At 59.2% G+C, this 14,489-nt stretch carries 12 protein-coding genes; 10 read left to right on the forward strand and 2 right to left on the reverse strand.

Annotated elements, in window-relative coordinates; translation table 11 throughout:
• Positions 1-218 precede the first annotated feature (218 nt).
• From VGM18_00285 to VGM18_00295, 3 genes are all read left to right on the forward strand, one after another.
• Complete coding sequence (locus VGM18_00285; protein HEY3971405.1) at positions 219-695, forward strand: nuclear transport factor 2 family protein; 477 nt, start codon at positions 219-221, stop codon at positions 693-695.
• A 68-nt stretch (positions 696-763) separates the two neighbouring features.
• Positions 764-1,291 carry a DUF1579 family protein gene (locus VGM18_00290; GenBank protein ID HEY3971406.1) on the forward strand — a complete coding sequence of 176 codons (528 nt, stop codon included), beginning with the start codon at positions 764-766 and terminating at the stop codon, positions 1,289-1,291.
• A gap of 110 nt (positions 1,292-1,401) precedes the next feature.
• Positions 1,402-1,950: a DUF1579 family protein gene (locus VGM18_00295; protein HEY3971407.1), complete on the forward strand. Its 549-nt coding sequence runs from the start codon at positions 1,402-1,404 to the stop codon at positions 1,948-1,950.
• A gap of 167 nt (positions 1,951-2,117) precedes the next feature.
• Here the strand turns inward: VGM18_00295 and VGM18_00300 are convergent, their stop codons facing one another.
• Positions 2,118-2,351 (reverse strand): zinc ribbon domain-containing protein, encoded by a 234-nt coding sequence (locus VGM18_00300; GenBank protein HEY3971408.1) that lies wholly within the window; start codon positions 2,349-2,351, stop codon positions 2,118-2,120.
• Positions 2,352-2,401: 50 nt separating this feature from the next.
• Between VGM18_00300 and VGM18_00305 the strand changes: the two genes are divergently transcribed.
• Both VGM18_00305 and VGM18_00310 read left to right on the forward strand, forming a co-directional pair.
• On the forward strand, positions 2,402-3,472 hold the full coding sequence (locus VGM18_00305) for an alpha/beta fold hydrolase (protein HEY3971409.1): 1,071 nt from the start codon (positions 2,402-2,404) through the stop codon (positions 3,470-3,472).
• A 175-nt stretch (positions 3,473-3,647) separates the two neighbouring features.
• Positions 3,648-5,093: a cation:proton antiporter gene (locus VGM18_00310; GenBank protein ID HEY3971410.1), complete on the forward strand. Its 1,446-nt coding sequence runs from the start codon at positions 3,648-3,650 to the stop codon at positions 5,091-5,093.
• Between the two features lie 5 nt (positions 5,094-5,098).
• Here the strand turns inward: VGM18_00310 and VGM18_00315 are convergent, their stop codons facing one another.
• Positions 5,099-6,301 (reverse strand): heparan-alpha-glucosaminide N-acetyltransferase domain-containing protein, encoded by a 1,203-nt coding sequence (locus VGM18_00315; GenBank protein ID HEY3971411.1) that lies wholly within the window; start codon positions 6,299-6,301, stop codon positions 5,099-5,101.
• Positions 6,302-6,579: 278 nt separating this feature from the next.
• Here VGM18_00315 and VGM18_00320 point away from each other — a divergent pair, with 278 nt between their 5' ends.
• From VGM18_00320 to gluQRS, 5 genes are all read left to right on the forward strand, one after another.
• Positions 6,580-9,366 carry a S53 family peptidase gene (locus VGM18_00320; protein ID HEY3971412.1) on the forward strand — a complete coding sequence of 929 codons (2,787 nt, stop codon included), beginning with the start codon at positions 6,580-6,582 and terminating at the stop codon, positions 9,364-9,366.
• Between the two features lie 139 nt (positions 9,367-9,505).
• On the forward strand, positions 9,506-10,093 hold the full coding sequence (locus tag VGM18_00325) for a cytochrome P460 family protein (GenBank protein HEY3971413.1): 588 nt from the start codon (positions 9,506-9,508) through the stop codon (positions 10,091-10,093).
• A 227-nt stretch (positions 10,094-10,320) separates the two neighbouring features.
• Positions 10,321-12,414, forward strand: coding sequence for a DNA mismatch repair endonuclease MutL (gene mutL / locus VGM18_00330; protein ID HEY3971414.1), 2,094 nt, complete (start codon positions 10,321-10,323; stop codon positions 12,412-12,414).
• Between the two features lie 127 nt (positions 12,415-12,541).
• Positions 12,542-13,474 carry a hypothetical protein gene (locus VGM18_00335; protein HEY3971415.1) on the forward strand — a complete coding sequence of 311 codons (933 nt, stop codon included), beginning with the start codon at positions 12,542-12,544 and terminating at the stop codon, positions 13,472-13,474.
• Positions 13,475-13,523: 49 nt separating this feature from the next.
• A complete protein-coding gene (gluQRS, locus tag VGM18_00340) occupies positions 13,524-14,450 on the forward strand; it encodes a tRNA glutamyl-Q(34) synthetase GluQRS (GenBank protein HEY3971416.1) in 927 nt (308 codons plus the stop codon).
• Positions 14,451-14,489: the final 39 nt, after the last annotated feature.

Raw genomic sequence — 14,489 nt, forward strand, 5'->3', positions numbered from 1 at the left:
TGAGAACAGGGCGGCTTCGGCGAAGAACTTACGGTTTGAGTACCTCTGCGGACGAAGGCCGTCTATTAAGGCGTGGCGCTGAAGCGCTGACGGCAGCCTGAAGCGGTTTGCGGCGCGGCGCGTGGGGAGAAAACAGCAGGTCCCTCCACTACGCTCGCTTCGCTCAGTTCCGGTCGGTATGACAAGTCTGTTATTGATTCTTTCAAGGGAGACTCTGGATGAAATGCCGGTTGGTTGTCTTCATCTGTTTGTTTTGTTGTGCTTTTGGTTTTGCGGGAACCGAGCAGACGAATGCGCCGGCGAAAGAACTCACTCCGCTGGAGCAGACGCTGATGGCGGCTGAGAAAAGTTTCGTCGAGGCGGCGAAGAAGGGCGACGTCGCTTACTTCAAGCGGACTCTGACCGACGACTTCTCTTTCGTCGAGTTCGACGGGCAGTTGTATGACCGGCAGGATATGCTCGACCAGTTCGGTGAAGGCGGCGGCGTCGATATTCTGCCATACGAAATGAAAGTCATCACGGCGGGCGATGGCGTTGCAATTGTGACTTACAACGTCGTGCTGCGCGTTCCGGCAGTGGAGGATCAGGGGCCTCCGCCGCGCTATCAGCATTTCAGCACGGTTTGGGTCAAGCAAGGGGACGCGTGGAAGATGAAGTTTCAACAGATGACGGCGTCGCATTGGGGAGACTGGTAGGGTAAAGCGGGCGTCGGGCGTCAGGCAGCCCCAGTGCAGTGAAGATTGGCATTTTTCGGAGGTATCTTATGAAGCGACATGGAACGATTCTTGCGATCTGGCTGGTGTTAGGAGCGGCGGCGGCGGTGGCGCAAATGCCGAAGCCCGGTGCGGAACTTAAGAAGCTGGATACGTTTGCCGGCTCGTGGACGCTCGAGGGCGACCTGAAGCCGAGCGAGATGGGTCCGGGCGGCAAGATGACCGAAACCCAGACGTGTCAGTGGATGGAAGGCGAGTTCTTTCTCGTATGTCACAGCGACTTTAAGAGCGGCATGGGGAACGGAACTGGAATCTCGGTGATGGGGTATTCCAATGACGACAAGATTTATACCTACCGCGAGTTCAACAGTTGGGGAGAATTCGACGACTCCAAAGGCACCGTGGACGGCGATACGTGGACCTGGACCAGCGATGAAAAGATGGATGGAAAGGCCATGAAGGGACGATTCACCATGAAGCTTACATCGTCGACCTCATATACTTTCACATTCGAAATGTCTCCGGATGGAAGTAAATGGACGACCGTAATGGACGGCAAGGCGGCCAAGGGAAAATAGTCACAGGCGAGTGACAATTGTCATGAGCATCGGCTGACGAATCGCACTGGGCAGGGCAGATTCGGCTGATTAGTATCCGGTTGTTGGATTCTCAACCGAGGGGTGCATCGATGAGTCTTATACAGCGGGTTCGTAAGGCGATCTTGGTTTCAAGTCTAATTCTGGTCGCGGTTTCTGCCTGGGCGCAGATGGGCGGCGCGCCGGGTGCGGAAGTGAAGAAACTCGATTATTTCGTAGGCACATGGAACGCAGAGGGGGCGATCGCGCAAGGACCGTGGGGAGCAGGAGGAAAATTCACATCAACCGGCACGACAGAGTGGATGCCCGGGGGATTCTTCCTGGTGCGACACTCGGACGTTACGATGCCCTCCGAGTTGGGCGGGGCCGGTAAGGAAACGGCCATCGTAGGCTACGACAGCGACCAGAATGTGTATACCAATGACACATTCAACAGCCAGGGCCGGCACACAGTGTCGAAGGGAACGGTCAGCGGCGATACCTGGACGTGGACGAGTACGGCGAACTATGGGGGGCAGGACATCAAGCACAAGATGACGATCAAGACGTTGTCACCGACGAGTTACACCTTGAAGGTGGAGATATCAATCGATGGCACAAATTGGATTACTTTCATGGACGTGAAAGCGACGAAGAAGTAGCCGGGGTTATGTTCGGAGAAGTGAAGGCTTCAGCCTTTGGGCTGGAGCTTTTTTAATTTTCAGGTAGAACTTGCGGCGGTTCGTTTGGTGCGAGGGTGTGCGGGCGGGGCGCCCGCACGACAGCCGCCGGGACGGCGGCGCTACTTTTTTCGGCACGCGCCGAGTCCCTAGTTCATGTCGCCGAGGGAGCAGGCGCCGGGCCCGCGGGGGTCGCCGCACGATCCGCACGCTCCGGTCGGGGACGGTACTGACGAAGAACTCTTCGCCGAGACCGCGAAGACCGAGAGCTGCGGCTCCAGTTTGGTGGCATGGCACTTCGGGCACTCGGCTTTTTGTTTACCGTAAACCAAGGCCTCGAACTGATGCTGGCATTCTTTGCAGACGTACTCGAAGATGGGCATGGACAGCTCCAGATCACTCCATAAAAATCATCCTCTATTAGAATCAATTTGTGGCCAGTTCGCAAATTCCCGATCCTCCCATGGCGACTCAATCTCCAGACAGCGCCGGCCAGGCACCGCGGGTGGCCGAATGGTCCAGGCGACCGCCGTTTCGCGCGCGGCGCTGGCTAGCCGGTGGGCATGTCCAGACCATTGCGAGCTTTCTGGTGCGGCGAAAGATTCATCTGCCGGCGACGGAGGAGCGACTGGTGGAAGTCGCTCCTGGAATCAAGATTCGCTGCTGGTGTTATTGGCAAGAAAAAGATCGGACGCGGACGCTGACGATCATCGTTGTCCACGGGCTCGAAGGTTCGTCGGATTCGCAATACATGCAGGGCATTGCGCGCGACGGGCTGGCGGCGGGGATGAATGTCGTGTTGATGAACCAGCGCAATTGCGGCGGCATGGACGATTGCGCGCCCACGCTCTACAACTCAAGCTTGTCGGGTGACGTAGCCGCGGTGGTGCAGCATGTGCTGGAGAATGACGGCGTGTCGCGCTTCGCTCTGATCGGATTTTCGATGGGCGGAAACCTGGTACTGAAACTTGCCGGCGAGTGGGGCAGCAATGGTCCAAGGCAATTCCGGGCGGTGGCAGCGGTGTGTCCGGCCATGGACCTGGCGGCGTCGGCCGACGCTCTACACCGGCCGGCCAATCGAATTTATGAATATTACTTCCTGATGCAGTTGTTCCGGCGCTTCCGGCTGAAGGCGCGGCTGTTTCCTGGGAAATTTGACGTGGCGCGGCTGCGCGGAATCTCCAGCCTGCGCTCGTTCGATGACCGCATTACTGCGCACTACTGCGGATTTGCCGGCGCCGACGACTATTATGCGCGGGCCGCGGCCTCCAATGTGGTGGACCGGATTGCGGCGCCGGCGCTGATTATTCATGCGGCGAATGACCCCTTCATTCGCGTACAACCGGAGACGCTGCGGCGAATCATGGCGAATCCGAATATCAGCTACATCGAGACGGTCGACGGCGGCCATTGCGCGTTCCTGGGTGAACGAAATGGCGATGCCAGCAATGACGCGCGATGGGCCGAGCGCGAAGTTGTGGAATTTATAAGGCAAGTAGGATAATCTCGCCGCCCGGTCCCTTCATTCGCTGTGAATCGGGTGCGAATCGGTCACGAATCAATCCGCAATTTCTTGGTCTAAAAAATGGCAAAGATGTAACGAGCCCGCGCTAATATCTTCGCAGCTTCTTCTTAAGATTTCCCCGGGAATCGCTCCTGGCAAAAGGACTCATTCACTCATGTCGGCGGCGCTGATTCTCGGACTGGTTGGCGGATTGCTCATCCTGGCGTTCCTTGCCAACCGCGTTTTCAGCATCAGCCGCATTCCGGATGTCGTCCTGCTTATGGGCTTGGGGGTTTTGCTCGGGCCGGGGCTGCACCTGCTGGACGCTCAACGGTTCTCCACTGCCACCAATCTGCTGGGAACTCTGGCCATTATTCTCGTGCTGTTTGAGGGTGGACTGGAGTTGAACCTTGGCAATACTCTGCGGCATTTTCCCGGAGCGCTGCTGCTGGCGACTCTGGCTTATCTGTTCAGCACCGGGTTAGTGGCGCTGGTTCTGGTGAAAGGCCTGCACGTTCCGTTACTGGCCGGCGTTATGGTCGGGGCGGTTCTCGGATGCACGAGCAGCACTGTTGTTTTGCCCGTGCTGCAGCAGATGGGGGCGGACGATGCGGTCAAAGCCACGCTTACGCTGGAAGCCTCGTGGGGTGACGTGCTGGCCGTGCTGACGGTCGGTCTGCTGTTGGGGCTGAAAGACCAACCGGGCCCGGTCGCCAGCGGACTGGTGCGCGGTTTCGCCGTGCAGGTGGGCGTGGCACTGGTGTTCGCGGTCGCTGCGGGCATTTTGTGGTCGCGATTGCTGCACGCTCTTTCCGAGCAACGGTTCTGGCAGGTGCTGACATTTTCGGTTGTGCTTGTGCTCTACGCCGGAATGGAGGCGATTGGCGCGAATGGCCTGATCGCAGTATTGGGGTTTGGACTGACGCTCGCCAATTTTCCCGAAATTGACGCGGGCCTGGGCTTCGGAGACGCCGTGGCCACGTCGGTCGAGTCGCAGCAATCGTTGTTGACCTTTCACTCCGAGCTGGCGTTTTTAGTGCGGACATTCTTCTTTGTCCTGATCGGGGTGGTGGCGGAACTGAGAGTTTTCCGCGAGCATCCGCTGCTCACGGCGGGCACACTCGGGGCGCTGTTCGTGGCGCGCTGGCTGGCGATGCAGTGCAGCCGCTGGTCGTGGAAGGATATCGGAGCGCAGGGCCGCGACGTCATTCTCTGGATGCTGCCGCGAGGACTCATCACGGTCGTGCTGGCGATCGACGTGGTGAAGGCGCGGCCCGTCGAGCTGGAATTCCTGCCGGGACTGGCTTTTGCTGTGATCCTGGCCACGAATCTCCTGCTGGTCTTTGGCAGCGTGTTAGCGCGTCGGCGGCAGCCGGCGGCGGCTGCTGTCACTGCTTTGAATCTGGATTCGACCGGCGATGCGAATGATGCTCCAACGCAAGAGGAGCTGACGGCAGCCACGGGAGCGGCTCATCAGCGCCGCCGCCGAACGATCAACGTGGCTTTACTCGCGCTGCTCGCCCTGGGCGGCTTCGTTTTCTGGTATGGCAGCCGGCCGGCGAACTCGCCGCAAGGACCGGTGGAGGCCTGGATTGCTTCCCACCTGCACAGGAAGCATTAGCAGCATTAGCTTTTGGTCGAGCTCGCAGCCGGAGCGGGACTGGGACGTAGCCACGCTAGAATTTCCTCGCCACGGCCTTTCATCCTGATACGAACGTAGGCCAGCGCCAGCATCGCGAGCGAAATGACCAATAATCCCGCGGAGGCGCCGACGATTCCCATGCTCCGCTTGGGCAGGATCGAGACCCGGCCGTAAACGAATTCCAGGTGCACCCAATACACCAGCAGCGATGCCTGGCCGAGTTGAATTACCGGACTGAATCCCCAGCGCGCTTTACTTAGAGAGGTGAGCCCCCAGCGGCACCACGAGTAGACTACGCTCAGAATCACCAGCAACATGCCCACGCGGATCAGGAAGAAGCTTGGGCTGGTGTGCCAGTAATCGGCGACGGCATAAAACTGGCGCGGCTGCCGGTCGAGCCAGCGCGCGAAAACGATCAGTATGCCGCCGACTAGTCCCATCGATAAAAATGCTCGTGACTCCCGGCTGCGCGCCCATTGGCTGTGCAGGAGAAATCCCACGGCAAGGCCGGCAAAGGCGAAGCCGGTCCAGGGAAAGATGGGGAAGATGTTGGCTTGCGGGACTCCCAGGTTGTGCACGCCGTCGACGTAGGACTCGAGCGGCCAGGGCAGCCAGCGGGGACGCCAGGTGGTCCACAGGGGTGGCGTGAGGAGGGAAATCAGCAGGGCGGTTCCGGTGGCGGTGAAAATCGAAAGGACAGTCCGCCGTTGCCAGCCTTGCCGCAAAGAACGCCCCAAGGATGGGGCAGCCAGACATACGAGGCTTACCAGCCAGCAGACAGCGCCCATCAACATCATCGAGAGGCCAATCGTGTTTAGCACGTCAACCCGCAGCAGATCGGACTTGGGCGCCCAGCCCCAGGCGATTAGATATTCTTGCAGACGGAAAAGCAGGCCGTAGAGGAAGATTTCCGCGCCGCGGGCGATCGTCGTGCGGGCGATCTGTGCGGGCGGAAGACTCTTCTGCCAGAGTTTCTCCGTGACCAGGGCAAACGAAATCCCAGCCAGAAACAGAAATAAGGGTGCCGGAAAGGTCCCGCCCAACTGCGAGTACATGAAGAACCGGCTCTGCCGCGCCGCCGGGCTGAGCCAGGAATCGTAGCAGTGGGTCTGAAACATCAGCAGGCAAGCCAGCCCACGCGCCCAGTCGATGTAAGCAAGGCGGGATTGGGCAGCGGGCACAGTCATGCGGCTGAAATCGCAGCGGTCAGTATACGCTGGACAGTTCCCGGTTCCCGGTTCTCAGTTCCCGGTTCAGTTCTCAGCTCTCAGCGAACCTGCTCGCAACTGCTTCGGGCCGCAACTTCGCGCTCGGCCCCGGGTTTGTTCTAAGCTGAAAGCTGAAAGCCTTCTTGTTAACTTTCTGTCTACCATACAACCATATCGGCAAGAGTGTTGATCGAATAGGCATAAACCCGTTATAAGCTTAAGACACAGCACACAACCCCGTTCTGCCCGGAGTTTCCATGCGAATCGTGAAGTTGAGCGTCCCAGCGCGATTGCCCGTCCTGTTCTCCGCAATCTCGTTCTCGGCCATCTTGCTTGCCAGTCTTTTCTCTTTCTCCAGCCTGAGCTATGCCGAAACGCCGGACCGCATCTCCGGCGCATTGGCCGGGGGCCGGACCGTGGCGCTAACCGGGAACGTCCACCGCAAAGCGCTGCCGCAGTTCGACCAGGGCCCGGCGGACCCGGCGCTTAAGCTGGGCTACGTGACTCTGCTGACCGTGCCCACAACCAGCCAGCAGAAGGCGCTGAAACAGCTTCTCGCCGACCAGCAGAACCCGAAGTCGCCAAGCTTCCGAAAATGGCTGACGCCGGAACAATATGCCGATCGCTTTGGTCTGAGCCAAGCCGATGTTCAGAAAATCACGACCTGGCTCGAGGGTCAGGGATTCAAAGTCGTCAACGTCGCGCGAGGCCGCAACTGGATCGCTTTCAGCGGCACCGCGGCGCAGGTGCAAAGCGCCTTCGGCACGGAGTTTCACCGCTACAACGTGAACGGCGAAATGCACGTCGCCAACGCCACCGCGCCAAAGATTCCCGCGGCGCTGTCGGGGATCGTCGTCGGCATGCGCGGGCTGCATGACTTCTATTTGAAACCGAGGGCGGCGAAAAACCTCCGCGCCGCGCATCCCGATTACTACGACACCTTCCTTCAGCAGTTTAATTCCGCTTCTCCCCCGGATTTCCTGGCGCCGGGCGATATCGCGACGATCTACGACATCAATGCGCTCTACACCGCTACGCCGGCTATCGACGGCACCGGCCAAAAACTGGTCATAGTCGGGCAGACCGACATCTATCTGGCCGATCTTAACGACTTCCGCTCGGGCTTCGGGCTAACCCAGATCAGCGGCTGTACCAACAATGTTTCTACGGGTGTGATCAGTAGCTGCAATACCACGAACTTCCAGTATGTGGTGCCGACGGGCGTGTACGATCCGGGAACTCCATCGCTCAATGATATAAGCGAGGCGGATTTGGATCTCGAATGGTCCGCCGCGGTTGCGCGAGGCGCGCAAATCATCTACGACAACGCGCCATACGACAGCAGTAATCTCAATAGCGGCGTGTTCGGCGCGTGGTATGACGCCGTCGACAACGACAGAGCGCCCGTAATTAGCATGAGTTATGGCGGCTGCGAATTCGACGACAATTTTGTTCTTGATGCGTCGGGAAATCCCTTGAACGACGAACTGGAACTTATGCAGGCGAACAGCCTTGGCATTACCTTCTTCAACTCCAGCGGCGACAGCGGCGCGGCAGAATGCGACGGCGGCACTAATACCAACACTACTCCCGCGAATCTTGCCCAAGGTGGTGTGGCGGTCAGCTACCCGGCCGCCAGCCCTGAGGTCACCGGCGTAGGTGGCACGGCGGTGGACTGGACAACGGGCTTCACAAGCACGTATTGGGGCGTAGTTAATGCCACAGATGGCGGCTCCGCCCTGGCCTACGTTCCGGAGACTTCCTGGAACGATGACGAAGAACTTTTCGTCGCCTATCCCGCCAGTTCTTTTCAGAACGGCTATACCAGCGCAGCGGACGTGCAAGAAAGGTACGCCATCGTGGCCAGCGGCGGCGGTCCGAGCAATTGCGCGCAACAGTCTGCCGATAACGCAACCTGCGTCGCGGGCTTCGGTCAGCCATCGTGGCAGACCGTAACGCTTTCAGGGCAAGCCCCGGCACGATTCAGTCCCGATGTCTCGCTGTTAGGCTCGCCGAATTTTCCCGGATACATCTTTTGCACCCCGCAGAACGCATGGGTTCCTAATTCCACTAACACTTCGAGCACCTGCGTTTCCGGAATCAGCGGAGCATTGAGCCTTACCGATCCGTCGGGCAATCCAGCTCCATCACTGGTAGGCGGCACCTCAGCCTCGTCCCCGATCATGGCGGGCATCTTGACTCTGGTCAATCAGTACCTGGGTACGACGACCGGGCTGGGCAATATCAATCCCACTCTCTACGTGTTGGCCAGCACTCCGAGCAAAGGAGTCTTTCACCAGGTGACGACCGGAGACAATAAGGTCTATTGCGAGGTGGGCCAACCCGCGGGAACGACTGCCGACCCATGGCCCACCGCCATGCAGTGTCCCACCTCGGGGGTCTTCGGCTATAGCGCCTCGACCTCCGACTCGACGACTGGCTATAACATGGTCACCGGTCTGGGTTCCGTCGATGCCGCCAACCTCGCGAGCAATTGGAGCGCGGCATCGTCGACGGCTGGGACAACCTTTACCCTAAGTCCGACGGTTGCCAGCTACCAGGTGTCGCAGGGTTCCACCGCGAATGCCACGATCAATGTGACCGTGCCCAGCGGTTTCTCCGGCACCATCGTCTTTACCTGCACCGACGGCGCGCCGGCATCGACTTGCACGGTGCCTCCATCAACCAATGTCTCGGGACAGGTGAGCTTCAGTATTTCGACCACGCTTCCGACTGCTTCTTTGCACATGCCTTCGGAACGGCCCAGCCGCATCTTTTACGCGGTTTTGCTGCCCGGACTGTTCGGCATCGTCTTCGTGGCGGGGTCGCGGCGAGGTTCGAAGAGAGGTAGGGTCCGGGGTATGCGATTCCTCGGGCTGATCGTGATTCTGGGCTGCTCAACGCTATGGCTGGCCTCGTGCGGGGGCAGTAGCAACAGCGGCAACTCGAACCCCGGAACCGCGGCGGGAAATTACACCATCACTGTAACCGGCACCTCAGGCTCGACGACAGCGTCCACCAGTTTCACGCTGGCGGTGCAGTAGGCTTGTGAAATCAGCAACGAATCGTATGAAAAGCCCAAGGCGCTCCGTTTGATTGCGGGGCGTCTTTCTTCTGTGGCTGCAGACATAAGGCGCCGGCATGTTAACGTTGAATCTGTTCGCGATTCAAATCAGAGGTTCGATGAGAAAAATTTTGGGTTGTGTCGTGCTTCTGCTTGCCTGCCTCGCGCTGCTGGCGGCCGCGCCCGACGAAAAATCTCCTAAGCCGCAATATGACGGCAAAGGCGAACTCCTTCGCCCGGCAGACTATCGCGAATGGATGTTTCTCTCCGCTGGTTTCGGGATGAATTACAGCCCCGAGCCCGGCAGCCATGAAATGTTCACCAACGTCTTCGTGCAGCGCTGGGCTTACAACGAGTTTGTGAACTCGGGCAAATGGCCGGAGCAGAGCATGTTCGTGATCGACGAACGCGACACCGCCAGCCGCAGTTCCATCAACCAGAAAGGCCACTATCAGACTGATCTGGCGGGCCTGGCCGTCGAGGTAAAAGATTCGGCGCGCAATCCTGACAAGTGGGCCTACTACGGATTCAATGCCGACGGCAAAACCGCTGGAGCCATGCCCCATGGAAACGGATGCTGGTCGTGCCACGAAGCCCATGCCGCAGTCGAGCATACATTCGTGCAGTTCTATCCCACGCTGAAAGTGGTCGCGAAAAAGTTCGGCACGTACAACGAATTGCGGGAACAAGTCACGGACGCGAAATGATCGCGTAGAGGCGGACGCATTCGTCCGCCGCCCTGACTTTGTTCTTGCGCGCAAAGCGCTCTTAATTCCATTGGCGCACGAAGCGGCGAAATACTTAGCCGCGGCATCGCCGATGCGACCCTTCGATCACCGCATCGGCTTTGTTTTTTCCACCTCATCTGCGAAACTGACCATTGCTCTCACACAGAAAGCTAGAAGCTAAAAGCTAGAAGCTAGAAGCTGAATCCATGGGCCGCATCCACGTTCTTTCCGAGACCGTTGCCAACCAAATCGCCGCCGGCGAGGTTGTTGAGCGCCCGGCCTCGGTGGTCAAGGAGATGCTGGAGAACTCACTCGATGCCGGAGCAACGCGCATCAAGATCAGCGTCGAAGCAGGGGGCAAGAAGCTCATTCAGATCACCGACAACGGCTGCGGCATGGTCCGCGACGACGCCATGCTGGCCTTCGAGCGCCACGCCACCTCGAAAATCAAGAACACCGAAGACCTGCTGAGCATTGCCACGCTGGGATTTCGCGGCGAGGCGCTGCCCTCCATCGCGTCGGTGTCGCGACTGCGGCTGGAGACGCGCGCGGAGGAAGAGGCTGCGGGAACGGTCGTCGAAATCAACGGCGGAAAGATTGCCCGCGTCGAAGAGGCGGGCCTGCCGCTGGGCACTTCAATCACGGCGCGCGATCTCTTCTTCAATACTCCGGCGCGCAAAAAATTCTTGAAAGCCGAATCGACCGAGTTGTCGCACATCGCGTCGCTGGTCACGCACTATGCGTTGGCGCATCCCGAAAAACATTTCGAGTTGCATTCGGCCGCGAATGCCATGCTGGTCGCGCCTCCGGTGGCGGGATACAGCGAGCGCGTTTATCAGGTATTCGGCAAAGAGACGCTCGATCAATTGATCGCCGTGGCGTCGCGGCAGGCGCTGGAGCGGGTGGGACTGCCGCAGCTCCCGCCATGGCGCCGAAAGGAGGTCGACGAAGACGGCGAGCCCATCGCGGCCACCGATCTTTCTACTAAAGATCTTTCTACTAAAGATCCCGGCGAGATGCGCATCCACGGTTTCGTTTCAAAGCCCGAAATCCAGAAGCTAAATCGCAATTCGATTTTCGTCTTCGTCAATGGCCGCACCATCCGTGACCGACTCATTCAGCACGCCTTGACCGAGGCTTACCGTAACATCATTCCGCCCAGCGTATATCCGGTAGTGCTGCTGTTCCTGGAATTGCCCGCCGGCGAGGTTGACGTGAATGTGCATCCCTCGAAGACCGAGGTGCGCTTCCGCCAGCAGAGCGTGATGCACGATTTTGTGCGCGACTCGGTGCGGGCAGCGCTGATGAAGGCGCGCCCGGTGCCGCAGTTTGTGACCGAGATGCACGCCCACGCCACCGCCAGCGCGTCGCTGACTTCAGGAGCGCTGACTCCGGGAGCGATGACGCCCGGAGCGCGGGAGTGGGAACAGTCGTCGAATGAAACACCGCTTTCGGCTTCCGGCTTCCGGCTCCCGGAAGGCGAAAGCCGGGAACCGGAAGCCGCTCGCGGATTTGCATTGCACGCGCCCGCGCTGCCGCCGGTTTCGGCGCGGTTCCAATTCGAAGGTGGAATCGCGGTGGAGGCGAATGCCGCGCTATCCGTAGCGCGCGGGACAGAGTCGATTCCGGTTGATTCGCAGAACATTCCGGAAAACGTTCCGGGAAACGACCGCTGCGCTCCGGCACTTGAGGTCGGTGAAGAAGAGCCCACGCTTTCGTCACTCGGAACCCTAAAGCCGCTCGGCCAAATCCGTAATTCGTTCATCCTCGCAGTGAACGAAGACGGCCTGTGGATTATCGATCAGCACGTCGCGCACGAGCGCGTGCTGTTCGAACGCATTCTGAAGCAGCGCGCGGCTCACAGAGTCGAAAGCCAGCATTTGCTGATGCCGCTTGTGCTGGAGTTGTCTCCAGCGCAGCAGGCGGTATTCGCGGATATCTCCGACGAACTGCAACACAACGGATTCGAAGCCGAACCTTTCGGAGCGCGCAGCGTGGCGGTGAAAGTTGCTCCGGCCGGAGTAGAAGCGTCCGCCGTCGAGCATATGCTGCACGAACTGCTCGACCAATTCTCGCGCGAGGAGCAGTCGCTAAATCTGGAAAAGATTCGTGCCCGTATTGCGGCCTCGATCGCCTGCCACGCCGCCATCAAGGTCAACATGCCGCTTGAACAAAATAAAATGGAATGGCTTCTGGCCGAACTGGCTAAAACCGACCACCCGATGTCTTGTCCGCACGGCAGGCCAGTGGTTCTAAGGTATTCTGTGAAGGACATTCAGAAGGCGTTTAAGAGAATCTAGCTGTCAGCTGTCAGCTTTCAGCTCTCAGCCAAGAGCAACAGAGAACCGGAGCGACTTCGGAGGTTTCAGGATTCGGAATTTTCGGTTTTAGCTGAAAACTGAGAGCTGATGGCTGACAGCGGTTCGCATGACTGATCAAGACCTACAGCAATTACGGCGCGAAAAGTGGCGACTGGATGGGAAGCCTATCCGGACGATCGAGCAGGCGCGCACTTTTTTGGAAGAGGTCGGCTTTTGCCTGATGTATCCCAAGCGGCCGGCGTTGCTGGTGCCGACGTTTATTGGCGCGTTTGTTGGATCGGACGACCGGCTACCGGGGTGGCAACATGCCTTCAAGGATCCGCGGGCGGCTGAGGCAACCGAGTTGATGGTGCGGCTGCTGCGCGAGCGGACGGCCTTCGAGGCCAATCTTTTTGACGAGAACAACGGATTTCTGGTAACGGCATCGGCGTTTCCATATTTTTATGCGCTGGCGGGTGAGCGCAATCCCAAGCAGGCGCCGAAGGCCGGGTCGCGGTCTGCTTATTCCGCGCTGGCGTGCGATGCATTCGAGTTGATCACGCGCGATGGCCCGATTTCGAAACAAAAGATGCAGGAAGTGCTTGGTGGAAGCGTATCGTTGGCGGCTCTCGACGGCGCCCTTGGCGAGTTGTGGTCGAAGCTGCGCATCACGCGCGTCGACTACAAGGCCAGCGAAGGCTCGGTCTGGGATGTGCTCTACCGCTGGGCCCCGGAGGCGGTGAAAGAAGGTGTGGGCCTCTCGGTGCAGGAGGCGCTGACCGCGCTCTTGTCGAAGTATCTCGATTGCGTGATCGCGATCGAGCAGGCGGATTTGGAATTGTTTTTTGGAAACTTCATCGCGCGCTCGAAGGTGAAAGAGGCGGTGAAGGCGCTGCTGGCCGCGCGCGAGTTGAGTTTCGTGCATGTGAGTGGACGGTCGATGCTGCACATTACGCCGGAGAAAGTTGCGGTGGTTGCGGCTCCGATTCCGAGGCCTAAGGAGCGAACCTCCATGCCCAGAAATCCGAGAGTGACGAATAGCCGGTCATCGGGCCGCTAACGAGCGGGTACGCTCAAAATCAAGATTCTCCGCAGCCTTCCAGAACCCAGTGACCGCATCCTTGCCAAATGCTCCCAACCTGTATCGCGGGCGCCTAGCGCCTTCGCCGACCGGACTGCTTCACCTTGGGCATGCGCGTACGTTTTGGGTTGCGGCGCAGCGCGCAGCGGAACGAGGCGGGCAGCTTATTTTCCGCAATGAAGATTTGGATTCACAGCGCTGCCGTCCGGAGTTCGTGCAGGCGATGTTTGAAGATTTGCGCTGGCTGGGGATTGAGTGGAGCGAGGGACCGGATCGCGGCGGACCGGTGGGTCCGTACGCGCAGAGCGAACGGCGGGAGCATTATTTCGAGGCATGGAAGAAGCTGCGCGATGGGGGATGGATTTATCCGTGTACCTGCTCGCGGAAGGATGTGGCGACTACGGTGGATGCGCCGAATGATACGGATGATGAGCCGGTTTATCCGGGAACATGCCGGCCGGACGCTGCTGTGCCCGAGGCCGCTCCGCTTCGCGATCGCGGGACGAGCCAGGCGGCCGTCGCCACATGGCCAGTTGCGACGTCGGCCTTGCAAGCCTCAGAACCTAGAGGGGTCAATTGGCGGTTTCGCGTGCCGGACGGGGAAGAGATTTGCTTTACCGATCTCCATCTGGGGCCGCAGAGGACGGTAGCGGGCCGGGATTTTGGGGATTTTATTGTATGGCGGCGTGACGATGTGCCAGCTTATCAGTTGGCCGTGGTCGTCGACGATGCCACGATGGGCATCACCGAAGTTGTGCGCGGAGCGGATTTGCTCAAGTCAACGGCGCGGCAGATTCTTTTGTTTCGCGCTCTGGGGCTGCCCAAGCCCGATTATTATCACTGCGATCTGGTGCGGGATGAGGCGGGAGTGCGGCTGGCGAAGCGCCATGATTCCTTGAGCATCCGCAAGCTAAGGGAAATGGGGTGGACGGCGGAGCGGGTGCGTGCAGGATGAGACAAACAATCTGTCAGGGGGAACCGACACTAGGGCGTG

Origin of the sequence: Candidatus Sulfotelmatobacter sp. (assembly GCA_036500765.1) — a bacterium.
In the GTDB taxonomy this organism is placed as follows: Bacteria; Acidobacteriota; Terriglobia; order Terriglobales; family Acidobacteriaceae; genus Sulfotelmatobacter.

What these genes read in the sequence shown, in the direction of transcription:
- VGM18_00285 (HEY3971405.1), top strand. Translation starts at nt 219, where the DNA reads ATGAAATGCCGGTTGGTTGTCTTCATCTGTTTGTTTTGTTGTGCTTTT.
- VGM18_00290 (HEY3971406.1), top strand. Translation starts at nt 764, where the DNA reads ATGAAGCGACATGGAACGATTCTTGCGATCTGGCTGGTGTTAGGAGCG.
- VGM18_00295 (HEY3971407.1), top strand. Translation starts at nt 1,402, where the DNA reads ATGAGTCTTATACAGCGGGTTCGTAAGGCGATCTTGGTTTCAAGTCTA.
- VGM18_00300 (HEY3971408.1), bottom strand. Translation starts at nt 2,351, where the DNA reads ATGCCCATCTTCGAGTACGTCTGCAAAGAATGCCAGCATCAGTTCGAG.
- VGM18_00310 (HEY3971410.1), top strand. Translation starts at nt 3,648, where the DNA reads ATGTCGGCGGCGCTGATTCTCGGACTGGTTGGCGGATTGCTCATCCTG.
- VGM18_00315 (HEY3971411.1), bottom strand. Translation starts at nt 6,301, where the DNA reads ATGACTGTGCCCGCTGCCCAATCCCGCCTTGCTTACATCGACTGGGCG.
- VGM18_00320 (HEY3971412.1), top strand. Translation starts at nt 6,580, where the DNA reads ATGCGAATCGTGAAGTTGAGCGTCCCAGCGCGATTGCCCGTCCTGTTC.
- VGM18_00325 (HEY3971413.1), top strand. Translation starts at nt 9,506, where the DNA reads ATGAGAAAAATTTTGGGTTGTGTCGTGCTTCTGCTTGCCTGCCTCGCG.
- mutL (HEY3971414.1), top strand. Translation starts at nt 10,321, where the DNA reads ATGGGCCGCATCCACGTTCTTTCCGAGACCGTTGCCAACCAAATCGCC.
- VGM18_00335 (HEY3971415.1), top strand. Translation starts at nt 12,542, where the DNA reads ATGACTGATCAAGACCTACAGCAATTACGGCGCGAAAAGTGGCGACTG.